Here is a 26,703-nt window from a genome sequence, read left to right as displayed (position 1 = left end):
AGCGTAGTCTGATAAAATCGCGAGTTTGTATCCCCCGCCCGTCCAGCGTCCAGCCGATGTCCGTCCCCCGCCCGTTCCGCCCGCTCCTGGCCGCCGCCCTGCTCGCCTGCGCGCATGTCGCCGGCGCATACGCCGGCGAAGCCGACGACATCGCCGCCCTGCTCGGCCGCGGCGATGCCGGCAGCGCGCTGCAACGCGCCGACGCGGCCATCGCCCGCGCCCCGCGCGACGCCCGCCTGCGGCTCCTGCGCGGCAATGCGCTGGCGCTGCTGGGCCGCAACGCCGAGGCTATCCAGGCCTATGCCGCGCTGAGCGCCGACTACCCGAACCTGCCCGAGCCCTACAACAACCTGGCCGCGCTGTATGCCCAGCAGGGCCAGCTCGACAAGGCGCGCGGCGCGCTGCAGAAGGCGCTGCAGACCAACCCGGCCTATGCCACCGCGCACGCCAACCTGGCCGACGTCTACGCCAAGCTGGCGGCCCAGGCCTACGACAAGGCGCTGCAGCGCGACGTGGTCGAACGCCAGAACGGCCAGGTGCCGACGCCGCTCGCCTCGCCGGCGCAGCCGCCGCGGCTGGCGCTGGTGCAGGACCTGCTGAGCAGCAACGCGGCACCGGCACGCGCGGCGCCGATGACGCTGCCGCCGACTGCGGCCAGGCCGGCCGAAACGCGGCCGGTCCAGCCGAGCCCGCAACCGACCCGCCCGCCGACCATCGCGCCGACCACGCCGCCGACCGTCCGCCCGCTGCCGCCCACCGTGGTCGCGGCCGCCAAGCCGGTCGCGCCGAGCCCCACGCCTACACCCGCCGCCAAGCCGATCGCGCCGACCGTCGCGCCCAGCCCGCCGCCGCTTGCCGACAAGCCGACCCCGCCGCCCGCCAACCCGGCCAAGCAGGCCGAAGAACAGGTCGCGCGCGCGGTGCGCGCCTGGGCCGACGCCTGGAGCGACAAGCGCGTCCCGGCCTATCTGGCCAGCTACTCGCGCCAGTTCAAGCCTGCCGGCTCGAGCCGCGGCGAATGGGAAAAGCAGCGGCGCGAGCGGATCGAGGGCGCGCGCCGCATCGAGGTGAAGCTGAGCAATCTGCGGGTGAAGCTCGACGCCGCCGGCGACACCGCGACCGTGCGCTTCGTGCAACGTTACAAGTCCGACAAACTCGACACTTCGACCGGCAAGACCTTGATTCTGGAGCGCAAAGGCGAGCGCTGGCTGATCACCGACGAGCGAGTAGGTTAAACTCGTGGCCATGCTGCACCGTACCTGGCCGAAAATCGCCGCCTGCCTGATCGCAGGGCTCTATATCGCCCCCGCTGCCAACTCCATGCAATGGCCGCACGGGACCGCCTTCCTCCGCCCGCAGCCGGCGCCGGCCGCGCTCCGCGCCGATCGCGACCCGGAACAGGCCATCGTCTCCGCGCTCACCGCCATCCGCCAGAACCGGCTCGACGACGCCGACAAGGTGGTCGACGCGCTGCTGCAGTCCATGCCCAACTACCGGCTGGCCCATCTGCTCAAGGGCGACCTGCTGATGGCCCGCAGCCAGCCGCTGGCCGACATCGGCGCGGCGCCGGTGGCCGACGACAAGCTGGCCGACCTGCGCCAGGAAGCCGCGGTGCGGCTGCTGCACTACAGCGCGCCGCCGCCGACCGACCATATCCCGGCCAACCTGCTGCAATTCGGCCCCGGCCAGCGCTACGCGGTGGTGATCGACGCCAGCCGCGCGCGCATCTTCCTCTACCGCAACGACGGCGGCGTGCCGCGCTACGTGCGCGACTTCTACGCCACCATCGGCAAGCTCGGCGTCGACAAGAACCGCGCCGGCGACCAGCGCACGCCGCTGGGCATCTACTTCGTCACCGGCCACATGGCGCGCGAGGAGCTCGACCGCCGCTACGGCAGCCTGGCCGAGCTGTACGGCGTCGGCGCCTGGCCGCTCAGTTACCCGAACGACCTGGACCGCCGCGAAGGCCGCACCGGCAGCGGCATCTGGCTGCACGGCGTGCCCTACGACACCTACAGCCGCGCGCCCAAGGCCTCCAACGGCTGCGTGGCGCTGACCAACGCCGACATGGGCGCGCTCGGCGAATACCTGCTGCCCGGCACCCCGGTGGTGATCGCCGAACGGATCGAATGGCTCGACCGCGAGACCTGGAGCCGCCGCCGCGCCGGCGCACAGGCCGAGGTCGAGCAATGGCGGCGCGACTGGGAAAGCCTCGACACCTCGCGCTATCTCGCCCACTACGCCAGCGACTTCCGCAGCGGCAACCTCGACCTGGCCGGCTGGAGCAGCCAGAAGCGCAGCGTCGGCGCCGGCAAGCAGTGGAGCCAGGTCAAGCTCGACCAGCTCAGCCTGTTCGCCTACCCGACCGCGCAGGGTAGCCTGCTGATGGCCGATTTCGAGCAGGACTACCGCAGCAACAACCTCGAGAACCGCATGAAGAAGCGGCTCTACTTCAAGCGCGAGGCCCAGGACTGGCGCATCGTCTACGAGGGCACGGCCAGCTAGCCGGGCATTTGGATGCAGGCCGGGCTCCAAGCCATGCCCGACGGCGATCTCCGCCCCGCAGTGCGGTCGGGCATGAAGCCCGACCTACTCGTCACCTGGACATGCCTGGATCAATAAAAAGCCCGTCGCATGCGACGGGCTTTTTCGTGGGCGGAACGGAGGCCAGGTCAGATCACCAGGCCGCCGTCGACCGACAGCACGGCGCCGTTGACGTAGCTGGCGTCGTCGCTGGCGAGGAAGGTGTAGACCGAGGCGATTTCCTCGGGCTGGGCCAGCCGGCGCATCGGCACCTTCTCTTCCATCGCCTGGATCACCTTCTCCGGCATGTTGTTCAGGATCGGCGTGGCGACGAAGCCCGGGCAGACCGCATTGGAACGGATGCCGCGCTTGCCGAGCTCCTTGGCCCAGGTCTTGGTGAAGCCGATCACGCCGAACTTGGCGGCGGCGTAGTTGGTCTGGCCGAAGTTGCCGTACAGGCCGACCACCGAGGACGCGTTGAGGATCACGCCGGAGGACTGCTCGATCATGGTGTCGACCACGGCCTTGGTGCAGTTGTAGACGCCCTTCAGATTGATGTCGATGACGCAGTCGAACTGCTCTTCGGTCATCTTGGTCAGCTGCGCGTCGGCCACGATGCCGGCGTTGTTGACCAGCACGTCGATGCGGCCCCAGCGCTCCTTCACGCCGGCCACCATGGCGGCGATCTGCGCCTTGTCGGTCACGTTCACCAGGTAGCCCACGGCTTCGCCGCCGGCCACGGCGATCTCGCCGACGACCGGGTCGATGCCGGCCTGGTTCAGGTCGCAGACCACGACCCGGGCGCCCTCGCGGGCGAAACGCAGCGCCGTGGCGCGACCGATGCCGCTGGCGGCGCCGGTGATGATGCAGACTTTGCCGGACAAACGCATATTCGATGACTCCACTGATTGGCGGACCGCGCACGGCCCCGCTGACAGACCACCCGACCCGGCACCCGCCGGACGAAAGAAACGCAGCACCCCGGAGGGGTGCTGCGTTTTGTCTGCTCCATGCTTCTTCTTTGTCTGTATTCGGTTGAGCAGCCCTTGCGGCAACTCTAGAGACGGCGGCCTGGGCCACCGGCTTGATCGCCCGCTTTTGGTTCGCGGGTGCACTGAAGATGTGCGCGCATATTAGTACGGCAATTCTAGAGTGGCAACTCTAAACCCGAACTTTCCGCAACATGCGCGTCACACGATGCAGTTACGCAACAACTGCCGCCGAAGCGCCGTCCAGGCTCATTCCAGGCCTTGACTCGACAGGTATTCCTCGTAGCCGCCCATGTAGTGCACATAGCTGCCGTCGCCCTTGAGCTCGAGCACCTGGGTCGCCAGCGAGGAGACGAACTGGCGGTCGTGCGAGACGAACACCAGCGTGCCCTTGTACAGCTCGAGCGCCAGGTTCAGCGATTCGATCGACTCCATGTCCATGTGGTTGGTCGGTTCGTCCATCACCAGCACGTTGGGGCGCTGCAGGATCAGCTTGCCGTACAGCATGCGGCCCTTCTCGCCGCCCGACAGCACCTTGACCGACTTCTTCACGTCGTCGCCGCTGAACAGCAGGCGGCCGAGGATGCCGCGGATCACCTGGTCGTCGTCGCCGGGCTGGCTCCAGTGCTTCATCCAGTCGAACAGCGTCTCGTCGCTGGCGAAGTCGTCCTCGTGATCCTGCGCGAAGTAGCCCGGCTCGGCCTTGTCGGCCCACTTGATGCCGCCGTGCTGGCCGTGCAGCTGGCCCATCAGGAGCTTCATCAGCGTCGACTTGCCGACGCCGTTGCCGCCGATCACCGCCAGCTTCTGGCCGGCTTCGAGGATGAAGTTGAAGTTCTTCAGGATCGGCGTGCCGGCCTCGTAGGCGAAGTTCAGCTCGGTCGCCTCGAAGGCCTGGCGGTGCAGCTTCTGCCTGTCGTCGAAATCGAAGCGCACGTAGGGGTTCTGGCGCGAGGACGGCTTCACCTCGGGCATGCCTTCCTTGATCTTGTCGGCCAGCTTGAGCCGGCTGGTGGCCTGGCGCGACTTGGACTTGTTGGCGGCGAAGCGGGCGGCGAAGGCCTGCAGCTCGGCCACGCGCTCCTTGGCCTTGGCGTTGGCGCCGAGCGCGCGCTCGCGCGCCTGGGTGCTGGCCAGCATGTAGTCGTCGTAGTTGCCGGCGTAGAGCTGTATGGTGCTGTAGTCCAGGTCGGCCATGTGGGTGCAGACCTGGTTCAGGAAGTGGCGATCGTGCGAGATGATGATCATGGTGGAGTCGCGCTCGTTCAGCGTGTGCTCCAGCCAGCGGATGGTGTTGATGTCGAGGTTGTTGGTGGGTTCGTCCAGCAGCAGCACGTCGGGCGCGCTGAACAGCGCCTGCGCCAGCAGCACCCGCAGCTTCCAGCCCGGCGCCACTTCGCTCATCGGGCCGAAGTGCTGCTCGATCGGCACGCCGGCGCCCAGCAGCAGCGCACCTGCGCGCGCCTCGGCGTCGTAGCCGCCCATTTCGCCGAACTTGACCTCGAGGTCGGCGGCCCGCATGTAGTCGTCCTCGGTCGCCTCGGGATTGGCGTAGATGGCGTCCTTCTCGTGCATGGTCGACCACAGCTCGGCATGGCCCTGCAGCACCACGTCGATCACGCGCTGGTCCTCGTAGCCGAACTGGTCCTGCCGCAGCTTGCCCAGCCGCACGCCGGGGTCGAGGCTGACGTTGCCAGCGGTGGGTTCGAGATCGCCGCCGAGGATCTTCATGAAGGTCGACTTGCCCGAGCCGTTGGCGCCGATCAGGCCGTAGCGGTTGCCGCCGCCGAACTTGACGGAGACTTTTTCGAACAGCGGCTTGGCGCCGAATTGCATGGTGATGCCGGAAGTGGTGATCAAATCGAGGACTCCCGCCGTGCGCGCACGAAGCGCACGACAACAAAATAAAAAGCCGCGCATGGCGCGGTACGGCAAAATTGCGTAATTTTATCACGCGGGAACCGCCAGCCTTCATTTCCGGCGTGCGCGCCCGCATGGCAGCGGCAGCCGGTATGGCTGCCGTCCCGGCCCACCGCGGCGCCCCCGTGCCTACGCTCACATTCTAAGAACCATGTTCGATTTCAAAGGCTTGATCGATGCCCTGATGCGGCGCGCGCGCGACGAGCAGGATTTCGGGCCGACCGCGACGCAGATGATGGCCGAGCTGCCGCGCAACGAGACGCTCGCGGCGCTGACCGAGATCGTCAAGGCGCTGGCGGCGCTCAACCGCAATCCGCGCGTCGGGCTCAAGGAGCGCTACCGCGCCGTCGCCAATTTCGACGACAAGGCGCGGCCGCTGGCCCAGCTCTTGATCGCGGTCCACCGCGGCGAGGAGACGGTCGACGGCATCCAGCCGCGCCAGGCCATGCCGAGCCTGCTGGCCTGCTGGAAGGAGCTGGCCTCGGCCTACAAGCTCTGCCTCAAGCAGCATGCCCAGTCGCCGTCGCCGCGCTTCGCCCACGATGCCGAGCTGATCACGCTGCGCGCGGTCAGCTATTACGCCGAGCAGGCCAAGTGGGCCTACCTGCGCTATTTCGAGGCCGAGCCGCGGCTGTGGCGCAGCCTCAACCGGCTCTACCAGATCGCCGACACCGCCGGTTTCGCCCAGCGGCCGATCGCGCGCTACCCGGGCGACGCGCCGATCAGCGTGGCCACGCTGTACGCCCACGCCATGCTGCTCGAGCTGGCCGAGCCGGCGCGGCGGCGGCCCGAGGAGATCTGGCTGCTCGACCAGGCGCTGTCGCACTGGGTCGCGCGGGTCCCGGTCGAGAAGATCATCCGGCCGCGCGAGCAGACCTACGCGGTCAACCTCGACGAGCCGGCGCCGCCGGTCAAGCTCCGCCGCAACATGGTCGGCGAGCGCTACCGCTACCTGTCGACCGAACCGCTGGCCCAGTTCCTGGCCGAACTGGCCGACGCAGTGCGCGGCGGCGCCAGACCGGCCGAACTGGCCACCAAGGACGAGCAACTGGCGGCGCACATTCCCGACCTGCTCGACGACCTGGCGCTGGTCTATTCGCGCGAGGGCCAGAGCCGTTCGCGCCGCAGCGAGCGGCGCAAGCACGAGCAGGCGGTGCTGGCGCTGACCGGCCTGGAGCGCATCCACCACGCGCTCGGCGCCGCCGGCAGCACGGCGGAGTGGGAGAACTGGACCCAGGCCGACGAGAGCGCGAGCGGCGTGGGCGCGCACTACAAGGCGCGCTACAACGACCAGCTGGCGGTCGGCGAGGTGTTCGCCTACCGCCACGACACCCACCTGACGCTGAGCGTGGTGCGGCGGCTGCACAAGTCGCGCGACGCCCAAGTCAAGGTCGGCGCCGAGCGGCTCGGTCCCAACCCGGTGGCGGTGACGCTGGACAGCGCGGGCTACCTGCAGCCGGCGCTCTACTGCGCCGAATCGCCGCTCGGCGCACGCCTGCTGGTGCTGCCGCGCGCCGGCGGCGCCGAAGGCACCGAGTACCTGCTGGCGGCTGGCGGCAAGCGCTACCGCATCCGCCTCGGCGCCCCGCACGAAGTGCTGCCCGACTACGTGCTGGCCGGCTTCACGGTGCTCGAGCGCGGCTGAAGCCGCGGTCTAGCACGGCGGCGTTTTTCCCCAACCATCCTCCATTCATCTAGCATTTTGCATCGCAGCATGCAACCTGCCAGATCTGACCGTCCGATCCGCTCCGAAATCGACCGCGCGCCAGCCGGAACGGCCGGCGCGCGTGCCGGCAGCCCGTCCTGCCATCATATTCAGCCCATTGAAACGACAGGATAAATCCGCCGGCCCCACCCCATCCGGGCCACTCAATATATTAAAGATAATCAGAAATTCGGCGGTGCAACATTAATATGCCAAAGTCCTAATTTAAGCGAATCATGATGTGAAAAATGCATGTCGTGCGCATGTTGCAATACACCTGCATATGACGTTTAATTGCGCCTTCAAATACGCCTTATCCATAACCAGGAAATTCAACATGCAATTGCGTCAACAAGCACGTCGCCTTCGCAAGCAAGCCGGCCAAGGCATGACTGAGTACATCATCATCGTCGCACTCATCGCCGTCGCCGCCATCGGCGTCTACTCCGTGTTCGGCCAGACCATCCGTAACCAGACCGCCGGTCTGGCCAAGGAAATCTCGGGTCAGAACGCTTCGGGCGAAATCGGCAACGCGCAGACCACCGCGAACACCGCATCCACGCGCGGCAACGCCACCAAGGGCCTCGGCAGCTACAACGCCGACAACGACCAGGCTGCCGCCGGCGGCGGTGGCGGCGGTGGCGGCAACTAAGCTTTCCCACGCTTAGCGCCCGGAGCGGCCCGCATCGACGGGCCGCTCTTCGAGGCAGGCCGGTGCCGCAGCACGGCACCGCCTGCCTCCTTCAATCGAATCCCTCATCGAAAGTCCAGTCGCATGCGAGCGTTCCAGCGGGAGCGCCAGCGCGGCCACGCACTTTTGTTCGCGCTGTTCCTGATGGCTGCGGCGGGCCTGGGCCTGTTCTTCCTCTTCAGTGCCGGACAGATCACCGCCGACAAGGCGCGCGTCACCAACACGGCGGACGCGGCGGCCTACAGCGGTGCGCTTTGGCGCGCTCGGGTGCTCAATTATGACGCGTATTCCAACCGCGCCATCGTGGCCAATGAAATTGGCATAGCACAGGCCATGACGTTGTCGTCGTGGGTCCGCTACATCAAGATCCTGGCCCAGAACATCAACCAGTACACCCAGTACATCCCCTATATCGGCCAGATCACCTCGGCGATCGCGACCGCGGCCGAGTACGCCTCGACCTATACCGACTACGCCGCCAAGGTGGCCGTGCCGGCGCGCGACGTCTACAAGCAGGCGCTGGCCGGCAGCCAGGAAATCATGCATGCCTCGGCCAGCATCGTCGGCATGAAGATGGTGGTGGACTCGGTGACGCAGGCCAACGATCCGGCCTTCCGGGCGGCCGTGGTGCTGAGCGGCGACGACTTCACCTCGTTCACCCGCCGCTACACCGACAACGACCGCAACCGGCTCGCCCGGGTGGTGCTCGATTCGCGCGACGGCTTCACCCGCGACCGGCCGGCCAGCCCGTTCCCGCTGCCGCTGTCCAATACCTGCTGGATCGGCTTCGGCATTCCCGAATTCAAGAAGCGCGGCGCCACCAGCCTCGCCAGCCTCGATCGCTGGGACGCGGTGGACACCCACTCGGCCCACCTCAAGTATCGCCGGCGCTGGAGCTGCCGCAGCCGCGAAGTGCCGCTGGGCTGGGCCGGCGACGATGCCGCCGGCTCCAACGACGGCGGCAGCAGCTTCGCCCGCAACGACGTGATCGGCGGCAATTTCGGCAACTCGGCCGGCACCAACGGCAGCGCCCACAGCTATGCCAACAGCGAGAAGGAGGAGCTCAACGGCTACTCCGGCATCTCGGTGGTGCGCGAGCTCGACTACCCCAAGCTGAGCAACCGCGACGATCCGCGCACGCGCTTCGCGGTGATGGTGCGGACCTCGGCCACCCGCACGGCCGACAAGGTGAACCTCAACGAAGGCCGGATGAAGCTCGGCGACAGCCTGCAGGCCGGCAGCATCGCCTCGGTCAGCGCCGCCGAGGTCTATTTCAAGCGGCCCGAGCCCGCGCTGGGCGGTGCCCGCGCCGACGGCAAGGAGGAGCTGGCCAGCCTCTACAACCCCTACTGGCAGGCCAGGCTGGTGGCGCCCACCGACGCGGAGCGCGCCGAGGCGCTGGCCTGGAAGTCGGTGAACTGATTGGAAGACAACGCGGCCGGCGGCAGATGGGCGACAGACCCAGCGCCGCCGGCCCGGTCGACAGGGAGAAATACATGCTCGGAGGTTTCCGCCGGCAGCGCGGGCAATCGCTGATCGAAACCATGGTCGCCTGCCTGGTGCTGATCCCGGTGTTCGCGCTGGTGCCGCTGCTCGGCAAGTTCATCGACGTCAAGCTCGCCAGCATCGCCGCCTCGCGCAAGCTCGCCTTCGAGTGCACGGTGCGGCCCGAGGTCTGCCGCCAGTTCAATTCGCATCCCGAACTGGTCGACCAGCTGCGCAGCCGCTTCTTCCGCGGCAATGGCAACGAAGTGCTGGCCGGCGACGTGCCGGCCGACAAGGTCGACGACGACGCGCGCCGCAACCCGCTGTGGGTCGACCGCAAGGGCAAGTCGCTGCTGGAGAAATACAGCGACGTCGGCGCCCGGGTGGCCGAAGTCGGCTTCTCGCCGTTCGGTTCGGCCGGCGGCGCCTTCGTCAAGGCCGGCCCCGGCCAGTTCGGCCTGACGCCGGCCAGCGGCCTGATGGAGGCGCGTGTCGAGGTCGCGCTGTCGCCGAGCCAGACCAAGTCGTTCGACACCCAGCTCGACAGCCTGGCGCTGCGCATGCAGCACCGCACCACCATCCTGACCGACGCCTGGGCCGCCACCAATCCCTCGATGGTCAAGCAGCGCGTCAAGCAGGCCAACCACACGCTGGACGAGCTGACCGACGTGGCCTACGGCCTGGCCCAGCCGATCCTGGCCACCGCCGACGCCACCACGCTGGAGACGCGCGGCAGCCAGTTCCGGCTCAACGAGTTCGATCCCGACATCGTGCCGGCCGACCGGCTGAGGAACCGCTGAGCGAGCCTGCCATGGATCTAGATACCTCCGTGCCGAATCACGCTACTGCACAGGCCCCCGGCAAAGCCGGGCGCTTGCGGGCCGTGCAGGCTGAACCACCGGCTCTTCCTTGTTCGATTCCGACTCCCCCGCCCTCGCCGCTCCGGGGCCCCTGCAAAGTCGAAGACTTTGTGGGGTGGGCCAGAGGGGGCCTCGCTTCGCTCGAACAAGGACCTGTCAACCGTCCGTGAAATCACGTCCCGGATTCGACGCTGGTGCTGCGACCAACCGGATTGCGGCGGCGCTAGCCCTGTTTCTGTCGCTGTCGTGCGCCGCCGCCGCGCCGGCCTCGCGCCTGCCCGAGGGCCTGGCGGTGACCCGCGTGGCCGAATCGCTGGTGGTCAACGGCATCCCGACCTCGCTGTGGCGCTTCAGCAGCGACGAGGACCCGGACGCGCTGGCCCAGCGCCTGCGCCGGCAATGGCGCGCCGACAACGACGAGCAGCTGTTCGAGCAGCGCATGGCCGACGGCCTCGCCATCAGCCAGAAGGTCGGCGAGTACTGGTACACCGCCAAGCTCAAGCGCACCAGCTTCAACCGGGTCGAGGGCACGCTGGCCGCCACCACGGTGTTCCGCGAGGGCAAGCCGGCCAAGACGCCGCTGCCGTTCGAGCTGCCGCCCGGCATGCGCGTCGCGCAGCACACCCGCTCGTTCGACCACGGCCTCACCGGCGACCTGTGGCTGCTCGAGGGCGGCCAGTCGGTGCAGTCCAGCGCCGCCCGCATCGAGGCCGGCATCAAGCGCCTGGGCGGCGTGCGCGATCCGCAGGTGCGCTACCCCGGTTCGCCGCAGCAGGCCTACGCCGCCATGTTCACCTCCGGCGACAGCCAGTGGTCGGTGACGGTCGAGCGCCGGCCCGAAGGCACCTTCGCCGTACTCAACCGCATCCAGCGCAAGGATTGACGATGCAGCCCGTCCGCTTTACCGCCGCCCCCGGCCGCCAGCGCGGCCAGAGCCTCACCGAGTACGTGGTGATCGGCACGCTGGTGGCCATCGTGCTGTTCGTCGGCGATCCGAGCCCCATGGAGATGGTGCTCACCGCGATCCGCGACGCCTATCACAAGTTTTCCTTCGCCATATCGCTGCCCTGATCCCGCTGCCGATTTCCCGTTCCGATCTCATCCGATTCGATTGCCGTAGACCATGCCGAAATTTCCATCCGTTCCCCGTCCGGGCAAGAGCGCCGTCCTGCTGGTCGGCGCCGTGCTGTTCGGGCTCCTGGCCACCTTCGCCACCCGTACCTACATCCATCAGACCGTCGACGCCGAGAAGGCGAAGCTGACCGACAAGTCGGCCAAGGTCGAGGTGGTGGTCGCCAAGTTCAACCTGAACAAGGGCGACGTGGTATCGGAAGAGACCATGTCGCTGCGCAAGCTGCCGGCCGACACCGTGCCCTCGAGCGCGGTGAGGCCCGGCCAGTTCGACCGCGCCGCCGGCTCGCGCCTGATGGGCGAGATGAGGGCCGGCGAGCCGCTGCTGTGGCCGGCCATCGAGCAGGACGACGCCTCGAGCTTCGCCCACCGCGTCCGCAACGGTTCGCGCGCCTACACCATCACCGTCGACGACACCAACTCGGTGTCCGGCATGGTTCGCCCCGGCGACCTGGTCGACATCTACCTGACGGCCAAGCCGCCGGAGAAGGGCAGCCTGATCAAGGTCGAGGAACAGACCTTCCTGCTGCTGCAGCGCCTGCAGGTGATGGCCACCGGCCAGCGGGTGAAGAACGACGCCGCCCAGAGCGGCAGCCAGAACGAGCTGCAGGACTACGGCACGGTCACGCTGTCGGTGCTGCCGGCCGAGGCGCAGAAGCTGATCGTGGCCCAGCGCATCGGCCAATTGCGCATCACCCTGCGCAACCCGGACGACCAGCTGGCCGCCAAGGACGCCTCGCTCGACGCCTCGGGCCTGTTCGGCATGGCCCCCAGCAGCCCGCGCGGCGGCGGCGCGATGACCGAAGTGATCGTCGGCGGCAAGGGCGTCAGCCGCGAATGGCAGACGCTGGCCGGCCCGGCGGCCATGAACCCGCAGGCCGACACCGCCCCGCTGACCGTCCCCCGGCCGCGGCCCCCACGGCCGCCAAGTAAGCCCTCGGCATCGATTACGAAATAGAAGAACCACATGAACCTCGCATCGCTTTATTCCATGACCCGCATCGCGCTGTGCACGCTGGCCCTGTTCGGCGCCGCCGCACCCGCCCTGGCCGCGCCGATGGCCGCCCAGTCGGAGCGCAGCACGGCCGACCGCAACGAGATCGAGCTCTACGTCGGCCAGACCCTGGTGCTCAACGAAGCCAAGATCAAGCGCATCGCCGTCGGCAACGGCAACGTGGTATCGGCCTCGGCGCTCGACGACCGCCAGATCCTGCTGCTGCCCGAGAAGCCCGGCCAGTCGACCGTCCACCTGTGGCGCCAGAACGGCCAGGAACGCACGCTGATCGTCACCGTGGTGGCGGCCGACAGCCAGCGCCTCCTGAAGGAAGTGCGCACCATGATCGGCTCGATCCGCGGCGTGCAGGCCTCGCTGGTCGGCGACAAGGTGGTGCTGACCGGCGGCGACCTCAACGCCGAATCGGCCGCGCGCCTCAAGGAAGTGGTGACCCGCTACCAGGGCCAGGTGGTGAACCTGGTCAGCACGATGGGCCTGGAACGCATGATCTACATGGACGTGAAGATCATGGAGTTCAACAAGAAGGCGCTCGAGGATCTCGGCGTGAACTGGCAGAAGACGCTGAACGGCCCGCTGTTCGGCATCATCGGCGACTGGAAGAACAACCGTTACTTCCGCCTGGTGTCGGACGGCCAGCCCAACGGCAGCTTCGGCCCGATACCGAGAACACCGGCAAGGTCAAGCCGTTCCAGACCTACTTCGGCCTGCAGACCTCGGCCAGCTCGGTCATCAACCTGCTGGTCAGCCAGGGCGACGCCTACGTGCTGGCCGAGCCGCGGCTGTCCTGCCGCAGCGGCGGCAACGCCAACTTCATGGCCGGCGGCGAGATCCCGATCCCGATGGTCAACGGCGACGGCGAGATGTCGGTGACCTTCAAGCCCTACGGCGTGCTGTTCAACATCAAGCCGACCGCCAGCGAGAGCGGCGTGATCTCGGCCTCGGTCAGCACCGAGCTGTCGGCGGTCGACAGCGGCGTCACCGTCGGCGGCCTGCCCGGCTTCCTCATGCGCCGCACCGCGACCGACGTGAACCTGCGCGAAGGCGAGACGCTGGTGCTGTCGGGCCTGCTGAACGACGACACCGGCAAGACGGTGGAGAAGGTCGCCGGCCTGGGCGACATCCCCATCCTCGGCCACCTGTTCAAGTCCAAGCAGTTCCGCAGCAACCAGAGCGAATTGGTGGTGCTGGTCACGCCGCACTTCATCTCGCCCGATTCGCAACTCAACCGCGGCCTGATCGACAGCGGCGAGCGCCGCCTGCAGGAAACCAAGGAACGCATCGCCGACAAGGCCAAGCCGCCGGCGCCGCCGCTGGCCAAGCCGCCGCTCAAGGACCACTAGAACTGCGCCTCCCCGTCAAGGGGGAGGCTGGGAGGGGATGGGCCAGTCGGCTCCGCCCCCATCCCCACCCTAACCCTCCCTTGAAGGGGAGGGAATGTGCTTCTCAATAGATTGTGTATAGGTTTCAAGGAACGAGGACGATGCTGAACCTCACCGTATTCGAGAACGGCACCGAGCGCGAAACCATCGCGGTCGACCGTTTCCCCTGCCTGATCGGCAAGCATGCCAACAACCAGATCGTGCTGTCGGGCTGGACCATCGGCCGCGTCCACGCCGAGATCCGCGCCACCGAGCAGGGCTTCAAGCTGGTCGACCGCGGCAGCCTGGCCGGTACCTGGGTCAACAACGAGCGCATCGTGGAATTCGGGCCGCTGTCCGAGCGCGACGAGATCGTGATCGGCAGCTACCGGCTGCGCGCCCAGCTGCCCGACGACGCCGCGCCGACGGCGCCGCGCGCACCGGCCGCAGCGCCGGCCGCCGCACCGCGCGCCGAAGCCGCGGTCCGGCCGGCCCCGCGCCCTCGCCCGCTCCGGCCCCGGCCCCCGTCGCGGCGGCCCCGGCCGCCACCGCCGTCCAGGACGAGCAGCTGGCCGAATACCTGGCCACCTTCAACTGGCGCCAACAGGTTCACCAGCTGCTGCTGCAGACCATCGACCTGCGCCGGCGCGACATCCGCAGCCTGTCGGACGAGGCGCTGCGCAGCGAGACCGAGGCGCTGATCCGCGAAGTGATCGCCAGCAAGATCAGCCTGCCGGCCGACATCGACCGCGAACAGCTGATCGACGACGTGCTGCACGAGGCGGTCGGCCTCGGCCCCTTGGAAAAGCTGCTGGCCGACCCGAGCATCAGCGAAATCATGGTCAACCGCTCGGACGAGATCTTCGTCGAGCGCGGCGGCCGGCTGCAGCGCTACCCGGCGGCCTTCACCAGCGAGGAAGCGGTGCGCGGCGTGATCGAGCGCATCGTGGCGCCGCTGGGCCGCCGCATCGACGAATCGAGCCCGATGGTCGACGCCCGGCTCAAGGACGGCTCGCGCGTCAACGCCATCATCCCGCCCCTGGCGCTGCGCGGCGCCGCGCTGACGATCCGGAAGTTCAGCCGCAAGCGGCTCGAGGTCGAGGACCTGATCGGCTTCGGCTCGGCCAACCAGCTGATGTTCGACTTCCTCAAGGTGTGCGTCGAACGGCACAAGAACATCATCATTTCGGGCGGCACCGGCTCGGGCAAGACCACCCTGCTCAACGTGCTGTCCAACCTGATCCCGCGCGGCGAGCGCATCGTCACCATCGAGGATGCGGCCGAGCTGCAGCTCAACCACCCACACCTGGTCTCGCTCGAATCGCGCCCGACCAACCTCGAGGGCAAGGGCGGCATCAGCATCCGCGACCTGGTGCGCAACTCGCTGCGGATGCGGCCGGACCGCATCGTGGTCGGCGAATGCCGCGGCGGCGAAGCGCTGGACATGCTGCAGGCCATGAACACCGGCCACGACGGCTCGCTGACCACCGCCCACGCCAACACCCCGCGCGACGTGGTGTCGCGGCTCGAGGTGATGGTGCTGATGGCCGGCATGGACATCCCGGTCACCGCCATCCGCGAGCAGATCGCCTCGGCCATCGACATCATCGTGCAGCAGACCCGCGCCGCCGACGGCTCGCGCCGGATCACCCACATCGCCGAGATCACCGGCGTCGAGGGCGGCAAGATCCAGATGCAGGACCTGTTCCGCTTCGAGCAGCGCGGCTTCGACGCCAACGGCAAGGTGGTCGGCCACTTCACCGGCTGCGACGCGGTGCCGAGCTTCTACGAAGACCTGCGCCGCGTCGGCGTGCCGGTCGACCTGTCGATCTTCGACCGGGTCCAGCCATGACCGAGACCCTGCAGTCCTGGATGAACGAGGCGGCCCGCGCCGCCGACTTCGAGACCACCATCGTGCTGGTGGTGTTCATCTGCGGCATGGTGCTGTTCTGGTGCGTCTACCAGTTGCTGACCGGCGGCTTCGACCGCTACCAGCAGGTGTTCTCCGACCACGCCCGCGCCCACCTCGAGCAGATGTTCGTGTTCGTCGACATCAGCCAGCTGTTCGCCGTCAACGTGATCCTGGTGATCGCCGGCGGCATGCTGGCCTGGCTGTTCAGCGGCAACATGGTGATCGGCGCCATCGCCGCCGGCGCGCTGGCGGTGTTTCCGCGCTTCCTGGTCCGCATCGTGCGCGAGCGGCGCCACAAGAAGCTGCGCGAGCAGCTGCCCGACGCCAGCATGCTGATCTCCGGCGCGCTGCGCGCCGGCGCCGCGCTGCCGGCCGCGATGGCGCAGATGGTGGCCGAGATGCCGGTGCCGATCTCGCAGGAATTCGACCTGCTGCTGCGCGAGCAGCGCATCGGCGTCGAGTTCGAATCGGCGCTGGAGAACCTCGAGAAGCGCGTGCCGCTGGAGGAATACGCGCTGTTCTGCGCCGCCCTCAAGATCGCCCGCGAGACCGGCGGCAACCTGGCCGAGACGCTCGAGCGGCTGTCCGACACGCTGCGGCAGAAGGCCGCCATCGAGGGCAAGATCCGCGCGCTGACCGCCCAGGGCAAGCTGCAGGGCTGGGTGGTGGGCCTGTTGCCGGTGCTGCTGATCTTCTTCCTGTTCAAGCTCGAGCCGGTCGCCATGCATCCGCTGTTCACCACCTGGTACGGCTGGGTGGTGGTCGGGATCATCGCGGTGATGGAAGGGCTCGGCGCGATCGTGATCAAGAAGATCATCACGATCGATGTGTGAGCCTGGCATGGACTTTCTGACTTCATCGGTGATTCGAGCTGCGGTGCAGCGCCCGGCAAAGCCGGGCGTTAACGGTCAACGCAGCTCGGCCACCAGGCTCCTCCTGATTCATCCCTACTCCCCCGCCCTCGCCGCCGCGAGGGAGCCTCGCTGCGCTCGCGTGCGATGGCTCCCCTGCTTGCGTGCACCGGACGGGGCTGTAACAGGACTTTCCCATGATCTGGCTCGCTCTCAGCCTCGGCGGCGTCGCCTTCGCCTTCTGGCTGGCCTTCGCCGGCGTCCGCCAGGCCTTCCTCGACGTGCCCGGCGAGGACCGCACCTATCTCGACCGGCCGCCGACCTTCTACCGGCTGACCTGGCCGCTGATCCAGCTGGTCACCTTCCACACCGCCTCGCTGCTGTCGGTGCGCTACCGCCAGCGCAAGCAGGTGGAGCTCAAGGCGGCCGGGCTCGACTTCACGCTCGGCGCCGAGCAGTTCTTCTCCGGCAAGATCGTGGCCGCGCTGATCGCCATGCTGGCCGTCGCCATCGCCTACAGCCCGCTGGGCATGGCGCCGCCGTTCGTGCTGGCCTTCATCGGCGGGCTCGGCTTCATGCTGCCCGACCTGTGGCTCAAGGACGAGAAGCAGCGCCGCCACCAGCAGATCCTCAAGGCGCTGCCGTTCTACCTCGACATCGTCACGCTCGGCATCGAATCGGGCCTGAACCTGACCGGCGCGCTGGGCAAGGCGGCCGAGAAGCTGCCCGAGAACCCGCTCAAGTACGAGCTCGGCCGCACGCTGCGCGACATCCGCGCCGGCCGCTCGCGCGCCGAGGCGCTGCGCTCGCTGGCCGACCGGCTGCAGATCCCGGCCATCTCCAGCCTGGTCTCGGCCATGGTCGCAGCCGACAAGCAGGGCGCCAGCCTCGGCCCGATCCTGCGCGCCCAGGCCGAGCAGCGCCGCAGCGAACGCTTCCTGCGCGCCGAGAAGATGGCGATGGAAGCGCCGGTGAAGATGCTGTTCCCGCTGATCGCCTTCATCTTCCCCTGCACCTTCGTGGTGCTCGCCTTCCCGATCGTGATGAAGTTCCTGCAGGAGGGCCTGCTGTGAGCACCGCCACCACCGCCGCCGCAGCAGCGGCCGGCTTCGGCCTGCCGCGCGCCACGCTGGCGCTGCCGGCCGGGCCGCTCGAGCTGCACCTGGCCCACCGCCTGCTGCCGCGCTTGCGCGGCCTGCTCGGCCGCCGCCCCCTGCGGCGCGGCGAAGGCTTGTCGCTGGCGCCGTGCAACAGCGTCCACACCTTCGGCATGCGCTACCCGATCGACGTGCTGTTCCTCGACCGCGCCGACCGCATCGTGGCGATCCGCCCTGCCCTGCCGCCGTGGCGGCTGGCGCTGTGCGGCTCGGCCTGGCGGGTGGTCGAGCTGCCGGCCGGCGACGCCGCCCGGCTCGGCCTCGAACGCGGCCAGCAACTGCCCCCGTGACGGAGACCCCATGATGCGACTGTCCACCCTCGCGCTTTCCCTCGCCGCCGTGCTGGCGCTGCCGCCGGCCCTGGCCGCCGGCACGCCGGCCGCCGCCGCGCCGGCCGCTGCGGTCCCGGCCGCCACGGCGCCGGCTACCGACAAGCCGGCCGCGGCTGCCGGCGCCTCGGCGCCGGCCATCGGCCTCGAACAGATCGAAGCCGCCTACCGGTCCGGCGACTGGGCAGTCGCCCGCGCCGGCCTCGAGGCGCTGCTGGTCCGCCAGCCCGACGACCTCGGCGCCTGGGTCCGGCTCGCCCACGCCACCCAGCGCCAGGACGACTGGGCCGCCGCCAGCCACGCCTACCAGCGCGCCATCGCCCTGGTCGACACCCAGGGCCCGGGCGCCAGCCGCATGCTGGCCGAGCTGCGCTACAGCCACGCGCTGCTGGGCCTGCAACTGGCGGCCAGCGAACTGGGCGCGATGGCGCCGCTGGCCGTCCCGCCCGACTTCGCCGCCGAGCGCGACCGCCTGGCCGACGGCCTGGTCGCCCTGCTGGAGCCGCCGGCCGAGGAGCCGCTGCGCGACGAGCCGGTGCGCGCCATCGCCGAGCCGGTGCCGCCCAGGACCGGCCACTCCGCCGTGGCCGCCGGCGCCGCCGCGGTCAAGCCGCATGTCGAAATCATCCAGGGAGGCAGCAAGCAATGAGGCAGCAAGCACGCGCCCGCCGCCAGGGCGGCGCCAGCAGCATCGAACTGGTGATCACCCTGCCCATCGTCGGCCTGCTCGGCCTGGGCGCCCTGCAGTTCGGCCTGGTGATGCAGCAGAAGAACGCGCTCAACTTCGCGCTCGAGGAAGCCGCCCGCGCCGGCAGCGTCGGCAACGCCACCACCTCGTCGATCGAGGGCGGCCTCGCCCGCGGCCTGATGCCGGTGATGGTCGGCGCCACCAGCGCCTCCGACGTGCCGGCCGCCATGGCCAAGACCGTGCAGAAGATCGCCGAGGCCAAGGCCAACGGCTTCATGAGCTGGCGCCAGCTGAGCCCGAACAAGGAAGCGTTCCAGGACTTCGGCGTGAAGAACAAGAGCGGCCAGCTCGAGATCCCCAACGACAACCTGCTGCTGCGCTCGACCGCCACCGGCGCCAAGTCGGGCCAGAACATCCTCGACGCCAACGTGCTCAAGCTCGAGATGACCTACGGCATGCCGCTCGACGTACCGCTGGTCGGCAAGCTCTACAGCACCCTGGTCGGCGCCTTCACCACCGACCCGGTGGCCAAGCACATGCTGGAATCGCGCCGCATGCCGATCAACCTGGCCTTCGCCACGCGCATGCAGTCGCCGGCGATCGAGGGCGGCGCCGCGGTCGGCCACACCCAGACGCCGAGCAACGGCAACTCGCTCGGCCTGGGCCAGGTCGGCACCGCGCCCGACGCCGGCACCCTGCCGAGCAGCTACAAGAACGTCGGCGGCGGCACCAGCCAGGGCGGCGTCGGCATGCACTGGGGCAACGGCGACGTCGCCCCGACCGATCCCGATCCGAACGGCAACGGCAACGGCTGCCCCGGCGGCGGCAGCACGGTGACCGAGAGCCTGTCGACCGACCTGCTGTTCGACTTCGGCTCGGCCACGCTGAGCGCGAGCGGCAAGAGCAAGCTCGACGAGCTGATCGCCCAGGCGCAGAGCCGCAATTTCGAGTCGGTCAAGCTGACCGGCCACACCGACCAGATCGGCACCGACGCGGTCAACGACCCGCTGTCGCTCAATCGCGCCAAGGCGGTGAAGGACTACCTGCAGGCGCACGGCTTCCCCGACAAGCCGATCTCCACCGAGGGCCGCGGCTCGCACGATCCGATCGTGGCGAAGGGCAGCTGCCCCGCGAGCGGCCAGGCGCAGAAGGATTGCCTGGCGCCGAACCGCCGCGTCGACATCACCTTCCAAGGGCTGCAATAGACCATGCCGGCACGCCGCTCCCTGCTCCGTCTCGCATCGTTGCCGCTGCTGGGCGGCCTCCTGTTCTGGCTGGCAGCCAGCCCCGCCCAGGCGGAAGCCTGCGACCCGACCAAGGCCTGCTGCGGCGGCAGCACGCCCGGCGGCGCCACCTGCGGCGGCGAGGGCGCCGCCAGCCAGGGCAACAACTCCGGTACCAACCAGGGCGCCGGCAACCCGATCAACGTCATCACCGGCAACAAGTTCCAGCAGGAGACCGACCTGCCCGCCCTGCCCGGCGTGCTCGGCCTCGAGATCGTCCGCTACTACAACAGCCAGTACAGCCTCGTCCCGGGCAACAAGGGCATCCTCGGCCGCGGCTGGCGGCTGAGCTACGAAACCACGCTGCAGGACCTGGGCGACAGCGTCCGCATCGTGCAGGCCGATGGCACCCCGGTGCTGTTCCGCCGCGGCCTGCTCGAACCGGATCGCTACCGCAGCGGCGATCCGCAGCAGGGCGTGCTGAGCCTGATCCGCCAGGCCGGCCGCAAGCGCTACGCCTGGCGCTGGCCGAACGGCCGGGTGCTGAGCTTCGACGAGGCCGGCCGGCTCGAGCGGATCTCGGCGCCGAGCGGCGAAGCAGTCAGCCTGAGCTATGACCCGCGCGGCGCGCTGATCCGGGTGGTCGACCCGCAGGGCCGGGCGCTGCAGCTGAACTACCACGACGCCGCCGGTGGCCGGTACGCCGGCGTGCGCAGCATCGACAGCCCGGTCGGTCGCTTCGCCTATGCCTACGGCAGCCCGGCCCCAAGGGCGCGACGGCGCCGGCGGAAGAGCGGCTGGCCAACCTGGCCGGCGTCGCCATGCCGGCCGGCGTCAGCCGGCGCTACCACTACGAAGATCCGCGCTTCCCCATGCTGCTCACCGGCATCAGCGTGCACGGCAAGGGCAGCGACGGCCGCCAGCTCGACCAGCGGATCGGCAGCTACGGCTACGACGCCGCCGGCCGCGCCAACCTGACCGTGCGCGGCGAACCGGCGCGCCGGGAGAACGCCCGTCTGGTCGCCGGCACCGGCATCGAGCAGGTCGCGCTGAGCTGGCCCAAGCCGGGCCTGACGGTGCTGGTCGACAGCCAGGGCCAGCGCACCGAATACCGCAGCGCACAGATCGCCGGCCAGCCGCGCCTGCTCGAAGTGCGCGGCGCCGGCTGCAGCAGCTGCGGCCCGACCGATATGCGCTACGGCTACGACGGCCAGGGCCGGCTACGCGACGTCACCCGGCTCGACCGCGCCGGCCAGCCGATCGAGACCACGCGCACCGAGCGCGATGCGCTGGGCCGGACGGTCCGCACGCTGCGGATCGCCTATGCCGGCGGCAAGGCCGCCGCGCCGCAACTGCTGGCCCGCTACGAATACGCAGCCGCGGACGGCGAGCAGCAGCCGCTGCTGATCGCCAAGCCGAGCGTGCTGGCGGGCCGCGAACACCAGTGGCGGTTCCGCTACAACGCGCAGGGCCAGCCGCTCGAGATCAGCGAGACCGGCTACGGCCCGCTCGACGGCGAAGGCAGCGTGGCCACAGCCGAGCAGGCGGTGCCGCAGGTGCTGACGACGCGCTACCGCTACCGCCAGATCGCCGGCCGCAGCCTGCTGGCCGAGATCGACGGTCCGCTGCCGAACGGCCCGAACGGCGATCCGACCGACTCGGACGTGACCCGCTTCGACTACGACGCCGCCGGCCACGCCGTCGTCGCCGTGCTCGCGCCGGGCGGCCTCCGTACCGAGATGCGGACCTTCGACGCGGCCGGCCGGCCGACCACGCTGCGCCGCAGCGACGGCGTGCGCAGCATCGAGGCCGTGCTGGCCTACGATCCGGCCGGCACGCTGCAGGCCGTGACCCAGACCGCCGGCTTCGTCGACGGCCGCGCGGCCGACGGCGCCGGCGCGGTGCGCCGGCAGCGCTTCTTCTATGACGCCAACCGCCGGCTGACTCGCACGGTCACGCCCGACCAGGTGGTGCTGCGCACCGAATACGGCCCGGACGGCCGCCAGACCGGCCTGGTCGACGCGCGCGGCAACCGCATCGACAACCGCTACGACAGCGAAGGCCGGCTGCTGGCCGCGACCATCCGCGACGCGGCGGGCCGCCTGCTCGGTGGCGAGCTCGACCTGCGCGACGAGCGCGGCGCGCTGCGCGCCCGCCTGACGCCGGTCGGCCTGCAGATGGCCCAGGGCACCGGCCCGCTCGGCGACCAGGCGGTGCAGCTCGACGGCGCCGGCTACGCGACCGCGACGGTGCGCAGCGAGAACGGCGTCGAAGTGCTCGCCGCCGACCGCTCCACCCGCCAGTTCGCCGCCAATCGCGGCGGCCTCTTGTTCACCGACGGCGCCGGCCGCCCGCACGGCTTGCTGAAGGACGACTTCGGCCGCACCGTGCTGGAGGTCTCGCCCGACGAGGGCCGCATCGCCTACCGCCATCGCGCCGCCGCCGGCAGCGCGATCGTGGAGAAGATCCATACCGCGCTCGACGGCAGCAGCCGCACGGTGGAAACGCGGGTGATCGACGCCGCCGGCCGGCTGGTCCGCCGCGACCGGCCGGGCTGCAGCGAATCGCTGCGCTACCAGGGCGGCCTGCTGGCCCGGCTGGACGGCTGCGGCAACAGCCGCAGCTATGCGCGCGACGCCTTCGGCCAGATCACCGAGGACGTCCAGACCATCGTCCCGGCCGATGCGGCACAGCCGCCGGTCCGTTTCGCCGCCGCCTACGCCTACGAGGCCGGCAGCGGCCGCCTGGCCACCCGCCGGCTGCCCGACGGGCAGCGGCTGGGCTACCGCTACGACGCGGTCGACGGCAAGCTCGCCGCGGTCTACCGCGACGCCGGCTGGCTGGCCTGGATCGACCACACCGTCGGCGCCTGGCCGGCCGACCGGCTGCGCGCCCTGCTGCCGCGCTCGCTGACCGAGGAAGCGGTGGCGTCGGCCATCGAATGGCAGCCGTTCGGCGGCATCGCCGGCCTCACCCACGGCAACGGCCTGGTCCAGCGCAGCCGCTTCGACGCCGCCGGCCGCACCACCGCGCTGGAAGTGGGCACCGCCGCCAAGCCCGCGGCCGTCGAGAAGCTGGACTACCGCTACGACGGCGGCGGCAACCTCGCCGCCACGGTGCGCGGCGGCCAGGAATTCCGCTACGCCTACGACCCGATGCGGCGGCTGGCCGCCGAGCGGCCGACGGTGTCGACGCTCCAGGTCGCCTACAACCGCCTGGCGCAGCCGGCGCTGCGCGACGCCGACTACCGCTACGACGCGCTCGGCGACCGGCGCGACGCGGCGGCCGAGCGCGACCGCTTCGGCCGGCAGGTCCGGCGCGGCGAGCAGAACTTCGTCTACGACGACGCCCACCGGCTGGTCGAGGTGCGCCAGGGCAGCCGCAGCATCGCCCGCTACCGCTACGACGTGCTCGGCAACCGCATCGCCAAGACGGTCGGCGACCGCACCACCTACTTCGTCTACGACACCACCCACCGGCTGATCGCCGAGGCCGACGCCACCGGCCGCGTCGTCAGCCAGTACCTGTACGGCGACCACCGCCCTACGCGGCGATGCGGTCCGACGGCGGCCAGGCCCGCGCGCTCTACGCCGTCCACGCCGATCCGCGCGGCCTGCCGCTGGCGGTGACCGACGCGGCGCAGCGCGTGGTCTGGCAGGGCGATTTCGATGCCTTCGGCAATCCATACGCCAGACCGGACGGCGCGGTGCAGAACTTCGCCATGCCGCTGCGGCTGGCCGGCCAGTACGCCGACGACGAGACCGGCCTCTACTACAACGTCCACCGCTACTACGACCCGAGCCAGGGCCGCTACCTGACGCCCGATCCGCTCGGTCTCGCCGGCGGCGAACACGCCTATGCCTACGTCGGTGGCAATCCGCTGGCCGGCATCGATCCGCTGGGCCTGTTCCACATCCCGGGCACGCTGTTCGCCGGCAAAAGCCCGCTGAACGGGTTCTGGGACATGCCGATCGCCGACGGCGGGCACGGCGACATCGTCCGCATCGCGTTCTCGCAGTACATGCAGCAGGAGGGACAGAGCGGGCGCTTCTCGGACCAGTTCATCGACTGGGTGGTGCGCAACAACTACCACTCCGACGTCAACGGTTCGGTGTCCTGCTACCCGACGCCCTATACCGACGGCGGCGGCCAGTGCAATCCGAAGAACCACTTCGACAACCCGAACGACGGCCCGATGTACACCGACGCCGCCATGACGCAGCTGACCTCCAGCTACCAGGACGGCAAGAACGACAACTGGATCCAGGACTCGCTCGACCACATCAAGGCCAACCGCAACTCCTACCAGAACGCGACCTTCGCGCCGAACAACGGCGTGAACATCTCGCGCATCGTGGCGGCCTTCGGCCAGAACCTGCACGCGCTGGGCGACTTCTATTCGCACACCAACTGGGTCGATGCGGCCACCCGCGGCGGCTGCGTGCTGAACAAGGGCTGGGGCCAGACCGAGACCGGCTACATCCCGGTCGGGCTGGAGCAGACCACGGTCTGGGACGAGCAGGTACGCAGCGACCTGTTCACCGGCACCGTGGCCGGCATGAACGTCTTCTGTTCCAAGCCGCAGATCGGCGACGTCGGCTGCCCGTCGGACAAGACCACCCACGGCTACTGGAACAAGGACGGCGCGGAGGAGCTCGGCGGCAAGCAAGCCTATGAGGGGCCAGACATCTTCGGCTGGCGCGTCGAGGAGTACAACCCGAAAAAACCACCGACAAGCACCTACGGCACCGACTGGTACAGCGACGCGCGCTCCAGCCAGGCCGATCTCAAGAAAGGCGACCGGATTCTGGTGAAATACCCGGTGAAGACCAAGCACGCACTGGCGTTCTACCTCGCCGTCGAGCACACCAAGCTGGAGATCGCCAAGCTGTTCGACGGTGCAGGCAGCGTCTCGGTCAATGGGCAAAAGTTGACGGATATCTTCCAGATGGACAAGAAGGCGATGAAGGATAATCACATCGTTTATGACGACAACATCTCGAAGCTCTGATGCGATGAACCCTTCCTATCCCGGACGAATTGCGTTGGCCGCCGCGCTCTGCATCGCCAGCACCACGGCCGCCGCCATCGGTCGCCAAGACGTACTCGAATGCGGCCTGCCGGACGGCGGCAGGTTCGTCCTGAAATCCAGCTACGACTACTCGCTGGTGCCGCTGCCGTTCGGCCCCAATTCGCGCGAATCGAACCGGCGCGACTGGTCCGGCCGCTACGTCGACGCGGCGGGGCGGTCGTCCGAAGTACCGGCCTCGGTGATGTACAACAACAAGGAAGTGGCCGAGCTGGCCGAGGTCTGCGCCCATTTCGGCCAGCACGACGGCACGCCGCTGGCGCCGTACAGCTATCTGCGCCCGGACGGCAGTTGGCTGCCGGTCGCCGCCTTTCCCTGGAAGAAACTGCATCTCGTCCCCTCGGCCAAGCCCAGCCCATTGAGCGAAGCTCAACGCAATGCGTTGGCACAGGCCGGCATCCACCGCGCCACCTATCTGTTCGGCCTGATCGCGCCGGTGGACGGACGCCTGGTCTACGAGCAGCCGCTGCATCGCGCCGAGCGCGGCTATCTGTTCGCGATCCCGTTCGATGCGGTCTACCAGGCGTTTTCCGATGACGGCGGCCAAAGCTGGGGCGAGCCGCAGATTTCGTCCCGCTCCGAGCTGTTCGAGCTCGGCAAGCCCTGGCTGGCGCAGCCCTTCCGCGCCCGGCCGATCTCGATCAACGGCAAACGGATCGCCGCGGCGGATATGCAGCGGCGGCCGTGACGCCGCCGGCACGAGGACGACCGACGATGACCGATCCATCCAGCGCCGACTGGTTCGACGCTTCGACGCGACCCGGCGCCCCGGCCTGGCTGGTCGGGCATGCCGAAGCGATCCTGCGGCAGGAAATGGCCTGGGCCGAGCAGGAGTGCGCGGAAGGCTTCGCCGCCTACCACCCTTCGGCCTGGTGGAAGCAGCGCCTGCCCGAGCCGTGGGTCACGCCGATCGGCTTCGAATACTCGGTCGCCACCTGGCTACTGCAATACGGCCTGATCGCCGACGACGACCACGGCTACCGCCTCGAGGCCGGGACCGATCCGGCGCAGCGCGACGCCTACCGCAACGTCTACGCGCCCGGCGTCGACCTGCTCGGCGCCGCGCCGTGGCTTTGCTTCGACGGCGCGGCCGACCGCTATGCGCGCGCGCTGATGGCGCAGTCGGGCGAGACCGTGAGCCAGCACATGGCGCTGTGGCAGCGCGCCCAGCGGCTGGCGCTGGAAAAACCCTGGCGCACGGTGCCGCTGGCGGGCTTCCCGCCGGCGGCCGGCTTCGAGGGCGACGACGAGCGGGCGCAGTTCTGTGCCGACGAGCAGGCCTTCGCGCGGCAGGACTTCTATCTCGCCCTGTTCGCCGCCCACGCGCCAGGCTGGAACGCGGCACCGGCGCGGTCGAGCAAGCAGCTGCTGACCTACGTCCGGCCGATCGACGCGAACTGGCAGTGGGCCGTCCTGGCCTGGCGCGAACGCGAGGCCAAGGCGCTGGACCGGCTGGCGCTGGTGATCGTGCCCGCCGGCGGCAAACGGGCGGTGAAGCCGGCGGACACCGTCTTCCAGTACCGCTTCCCCTTCCTGCAGGACCTGACGCTGGCGCGCCAGGAACTGGCGCTGTGGCAGGCCGACCTGGACTTCAAGCACCGTTGCTTCGAGCGCCGCATGCGCTGGCTGGAACCCCTGCTGATGCCCTACCTGGACACGCTGCGGCCGGCTTCGGACCGCTAGGGCCGATGCGCGGAACACGGTCGTTTCCAGCATCCGATCGCCGCGACGGCCCAGGCCGGGCGGCGGCAGCCGCATCGCACGCGCGTTCGTCCCT

Annotated in this window: 25 protein-coding genes; 23 read left to right on the top strand and 2 right to left on the bottom strand. The window is 69.3% G+C overall.

Annotated features, from left to right (window positions below):
• The first annotated feature begins 56 nt into the window (after positions 1-56).
• Complete coding sequence (locus H9L41_RS05900) at positions 57-1,235, top strand: nuclear transport factor 2 family protein (RefSeq protein ID WP_028447879.1); 1,179 nt, start codon at positions 57-59, stop codon at positions 1,233-1,235.
• Positions 1,236-1,320: 85 nt separating this feature from the next.
• On the top strand, positions 1,321-2,505 hold the full coding sequence (locus H9L41_RS05895) for a L,D-transpeptidase family protein (protein ID WP_169730236.1): 1,185 nt from the start codon (positions 1,321-1,323) through the stop codon (positions 2,503-2,505).
• Between the two features lie 167 nt (positions 2,506-2,672).
• Here the strand turns inward: H9L41_RS05895 and fabG are convergent, their stop codons facing one another.
• The gene (gene fabG, locus H9L41_RS05890; protein ID WP_028447880.1) at positions 2,673-3,413 is read right to left on the bottom strand and encodes a 3-oxoacyl-[acyl-carrier-protein] reductase; all 741 of its coding nucleotides are present in this window, start codon (positions 3,411-3,413) and stop codon (positions 2,673-2,675) included.
• Between the two features lie 348 nt (positions 3,414-3,761).
• A complete protein-coding gene (locus H9L41_RS05885) occupies positions 3,762-5,372 on the bottom strand; it encodes an ABC-F family ATPase (protein WP_028447881.1) in 1,611 nt (536 codons plus the stop codon).
• A gap of 229 nt (positions 5,373-5,601) precedes the next feature.
• Between H9L41_RS05885 and H9L41_RS05880 the strand changes: the two genes are divergently transcribed.
• From H9L41_RS05880 to H9L41_RS05790, 21 genes are all read left to right on the top strand, one after another.
• The gene (locus tag H9L41_RS05880; protein WP_187523719.1) at positions 5,602-7,077 is read left to right on the top strand and encodes a cyclic-di-GMP receptor FimW-related protein; all 1,476 of its coding nucleotides are present in this window, start codon (positions 5,602-5,604) and stop codon (positions 7,075-7,077) included.
• A gap of 397 nt (positions 7,078-7,474) precedes the next feature.
• Entirely contained in the window at positions 7,475-7,789 is a 315-nt protein-coding gene (locus H9L41_RS05875) for a Flp family type IVb pilin (RefSeq protein WP_034608079.1), read from the top strand.
• Positions 7,790-7,912: 123 nt separating this feature from the next.
• Positions 7,913-9,250: a pilus assembly protein TadG-related protein gene (locus H9L41_RS05870; RefSeq protein ID WP_028447883.1), complete on the top strand. Its 1,338-nt coding sequence runs from the start codon at positions 7,913-7,915 to the stop codon at positions 9,248-9,250.
• Positions 9,251-9,324: 74 nt separating this feature from the next.
• The gene (locus tag H9L41_RS05865; RefSeq protein WP_157462132.1) at positions 9,325-10,113 is read left to right on the top strand and encodes a hypothetical protein; all 789 of its coding nucleotides are present in this window, start codon (positions 9,325-9,327) and stop codon (positions 10,111-10,113) included.
• A gap of 226 nt (positions 10,114-10,339) precedes the next feature.
• The gene (locus H9L41_RS05860; RefSeq protein WP_157462133.1) at positions 10,340-11,056 is read left to right on the top strand and encodes a hypothetical protein; all 717 of its coding nucleotides are present in this window, start codon (positions 10,340-10,342) and stop codon (positions 11,054-11,056) included.
• Positions 11,057-11,058: 2 nt separating this feature from the next.
• A complete protein-coding gene (locus tag H9L41_RS05855) occupies positions 11,059-11,244 on the top strand; it encodes a hypothetical protein (RefSeq protein ID WP_028447886.1) in 186 nt (61 codons plus the stop codon).
• A gap of 52 nt (positions 11,245-11,296) precedes the next feature.
• Positions 11,297-12,262 (top strand): Flp pilus assembly protein CpaB, encoded by a 966-nt coding sequence (gene cpaB / locus H9L41_RS05850; RefSeq protein ID WP_187523718.1) that lies wholly within the window; start codon positions 11,297-11,299, stop codon positions 12,260-12,262.
• A gap of 9 nt (positions 12,263-12,271) precedes the next feature.
• Complete coding sequence (locus H9L41_RS05845; RefSeq protein WP_187523717.1) at positions 12,272-13,189, top strand: pilus assembly protein N-terminal domain-containing protein; 918 nt, start codon at positions 12,272-12,274, stop codon at positions 13,187-13,189.
• Positions 13,081-13,659 carry a secretin GspD/PilQ domain-containing protein gene (locus H9L41_RS05840; protein ID WP_187523716.1) on the top strand — a complete coding sequence of 193 codons (579 nt, stop codon included), beginning with the start codon at positions 13,081-13,083 and terminating at the stop codon, positions 13,657-13,659. The genes H9L41_RS05845 and H9L41_RS05840 overlap by 109 nt, the downstream gene beginning before the upstream one ends.
• A gap of 140 nt (positions 13,660-13,799) precedes the next feature.
• Positions 13,800-14,378, top strand: a complete 579-nt coding sequence (locus H9L41_RS24410; protein ID WP_265583950.1) for an FHA domain-containing protein — start codon at positions 13,800-13,802, stop codon at positions 14,376-14,378.
• 8 nt (positions 14,379-14,386) lie between these two features.
• The gene (locus H9L41_RS05835) at positions 14,387-15,529 is read left to right on the top strand and encodes a TadA family conjugal transfer-associated ATPase (protein ID WP_265583949.1); all 1,143 of its coding nucleotides are present in this window, start codon (positions 14,387-14,389) and stop codon (positions 15,527-15,529) included.
• Positions 15,526-16,422 carry a type II secretion system F family protein gene (locus H9L41_RS05830; protein ID WP_051319380.1) on the top strand — a complete coding sequence of 299 codons (897 nt, stop codon included), beginning with the start codon at positions 15,526-15,528 and terminating at the stop codon, positions 16,420-16,422. The genes H9L41_RS05835 and H9L41_RS05830 overlap by 4 nt, the downstream gene beginning before the upstream one ends.
• Positions 16,423-16,637: 215 nt before the next feature.
• Complete coding sequence (locus tag H9L41_RS05825; protein ID WP_028447890.1) at positions 16,638-17,513, top strand: type II secretion system F family protein; 876 nt, start codon at positions 16,638-16,640, stop codon at positions 17,511-17,513.
• A complete protein-coding gene (locus H9L41_RS05820) occupies positions 17,510-17,887 on the top strand; it encodes a DUF192 domain-containing protein (RefSeq protein WP_265583948.1) in 378 nt (125 codons plus the stop codon). The genes H9L41_RS05825 and H9L41_RS05820 overlap by 4 nt, the downstream gene beginning before the upstream one ends.
• Before the next feature lie 13 nt (positions 17,888-17,900).
• Positions 17,901-18,575 carry a tetratricopeptide repeat protein gene (locus tag H9L41_RS05815; protein ID WP_034608082.1) on the top strand — a complete coding sequence of 225 codons (675 nt, stop codon included), beginning with the start codon at positions 17,901-17,903 and terminating at the stop codon, positions 18,573-18,575.
• Positions 18,572-19,819 (top strand): OmpA family protein, encoded by a 1,248-nt coding sequence (locus H9L41_RS05810; RefSeq protein ID WP_028447892.1) that lies wholly within the window; start codon positions 18,572-18,574, stop codon positions 19,817-19,819. Before H9L41_RS05815 ends, H9L41_RS05810 begins: the two co-directional genes overlap by 4 nt.
• 3 nt (positions 19,820-19,822) lie before the next feature.
• Entirely contained in the window at positions 19,823-20,815 is a 993-nt protein-coding gene (locus H9L41_RS24405) for a DUF6531 domain-containing protein (RefSeq protein ID WP_265583947.1), read from the top strand.
• On the top strand, positions 20,710-23,466 hold the full coding sequence (locus H9L41_RS26475; protein ID WP_308419654.1) for a hypothetical protein: 2,757 nt from the start codon (positions 20,710-20,712) through the stop codon (positions 23,464-23,466). The genes H9L41_RS24405 and H9L41_RS26475 overlap by 106 nt, the downstream gene beginning before the upstream one ends.
• Positions 23,391-24,848 carry an RHS repeat-associated core domain-containing protein gene (locus H9L41_RS25540; protein ID WP_187523714.1) on the top strand — a complete coding sequence of 486 codons (1,458 nt, stop codon included), beginning with the start codon at positions 23,391-23,393 and terminating at the stop codon, positions 24,846-24,848. Before H9L41_RS26475 ends, H9L41_RS25540 begins: the two co-directional genes overlap by 76 nt.
• A 34-nt stretch (positions 24,849-24,882) precedes the next feature.
• Positions 24,883-25,614 (top strand): hypothetical protein, encoded by a 732-nt coding sequence (locus H9L41_RS05795; RefSeq protein ID WP_028447894.1) that lies wholly within the window; start codon positions 24,883-24,885, stop codon positions 25,612-25,614.
• A gap of 26 nt (positions 25,615-25,640) precedes the next feature.
• Entirely contained in the window at positions 25,641-26,609 is a 969-nt protein-coding gene (locus H9L41_RS05790) for a hypothetical protein (protein ID WP_028447895.1), read from the top strand.
• The last annotated feature ends 94 nt before the right edge of the window (positions 26,610-26,703 follow it).

This window comes from Chitinimonas koreensis (assembly GCF_014353015.1).
GTDB classification, from domain to species: domain Bacteria; phylum Pseudomonadota; class Gammaproteobacteria; order Burkholderiales; family Chitinimonadaceae; genus Chitinimonas; species Chitinimonas koreensis.
Note: the sequence above shows the minus strand (reverse complement) of the source record. Positions and strands in the feature narration are given on the sequence as shown.

Bases quoted from the DNA above. Each gene is read 5' to 3' on its own strand.
- H9L41_RS05790 (WP_028447895.1), top strand. From the start codon at position 25,641: ATGACCGATCCATCCAGCGCCGACTGGTTCGACGCTTCGACGCGACCC.
- H9L41_RS05865 (WP_157462132.1), top strand. From the start codon at position 9,325: ATGCTCGGAGGTTTCCGCCGGCAGCGCGGGCAATCGCTGATCGAAACC.
- H9L41_RS05825 (WP_028447890.1), top strand. From the start codon at position 16,638: ATGATCTGGCTCGCTCTCAGCCTCGGCGGCGTCGCCTTCGCCTTCTGG.
- cpaB (WP_187523718.1), top strand. From the start codon at position 11,297: ATGCCGAAATTTCCATCCGTTCCCCGTCCGGGCAAGAGCGCCGTCCTG.
- H9L41_RS05875 (WP_034608079.1), top strand. From the start codon at position 7,475: ATGCAATTGCGTCAACAAGCACGTCGCCTTCGCAAGCAAGCCGGCCAA.
- H9L41_RS24405 (WP_265583947.1), top strand. From the start codon at position 19,823: ATGCCGGCACGCCGCTCCCTGCTCCGTCTCGCATCGTTGCCGCTGCTG.
- H9L41_RS05830 (WP_051319380.1), top strand. From the start codon at position 15,526: ATGACCGAGACCCTGCAGTCCTGGATGAACGAGGCGGCCCGCGCCGCC.
- H9L41_RS26475 (WP_308419654.1), top strand. From the start codon at position 20,710: ATGCTGCTCACCGGCATCAGCGTGCACGGCAAGGGCAGCGACGGCCGC.
- H9L41_RS05845 (WP_187523717.1), top strand. From the start codon at position 12,272: ATGAACCTCGCATCGCTTTATTCCATGACCCGCATCGCGCTGTGCACG.
- H9L41_RS24410 (WP_265583950.1), top strand. From the start codon at position 13,800: ATGCTGAACCTCACCGTATTCGAGAACGGCACCGAGCGCGAAACCATC.
- H9L41_RS05815 (WP_034608082.1), top strand. From the start codon at position 17,901: ATGCGACTGTCCACCCTCGCGCTTTCCCTCGCCGCCGTGCTGGCGCTG.
- H9L41_RS05900 (WP_028447879.1), top strand. From the start codon at position 57: ATGTCCGTCCCCCGCCCGTTCCGCCCGCTCCTGGCCGCCGCCCTGCTC.
- H9L41_RS05870 (WP_028447883.1), top strand. From the start codon at position 7,913: ATGCGAGCGTTCCAGCGGGAGCGCCAGCGCGGCCACGCACTTTTGTTC.
- H9L41_RS05810 (WP_028447892.1), top strand. From the start codon at position 18,572: ATGAGGCAGCAAGCACGCGCCCGCCGCCAGGGCGGCGCCAGCAGCATC.
- H9L41_RS05855 (WP_028447886.1), top strand. From the start codon at position 11,059: ATGCAGCCCGTCCGCTTTACCGCCGCCCCCGGCCGCCAGCGCGGCCAG.
- fabG (WP_028447880.1), bottom strand. From the start codon at position 3,413: ATGCGTTTGTCCGGCAAAGTCTGCATCATCACCGGCGCCGCCAGCGGC.
- H9L41_RS25540 (WP_187523714.1), top strand. From the start codon at position 23,391: ATGCGGTCCGACGGCGGCCAGGCCCGCGCGCTCTACGCCGTCCACGCC.
- H9L41_RS05895 (WP_169730236.1), top strand. From the start codon at position 1,321: ATGCAATGGCCGCACGGGACCGCCTTCCTCCGCCCGCAGCCGGCGCCG.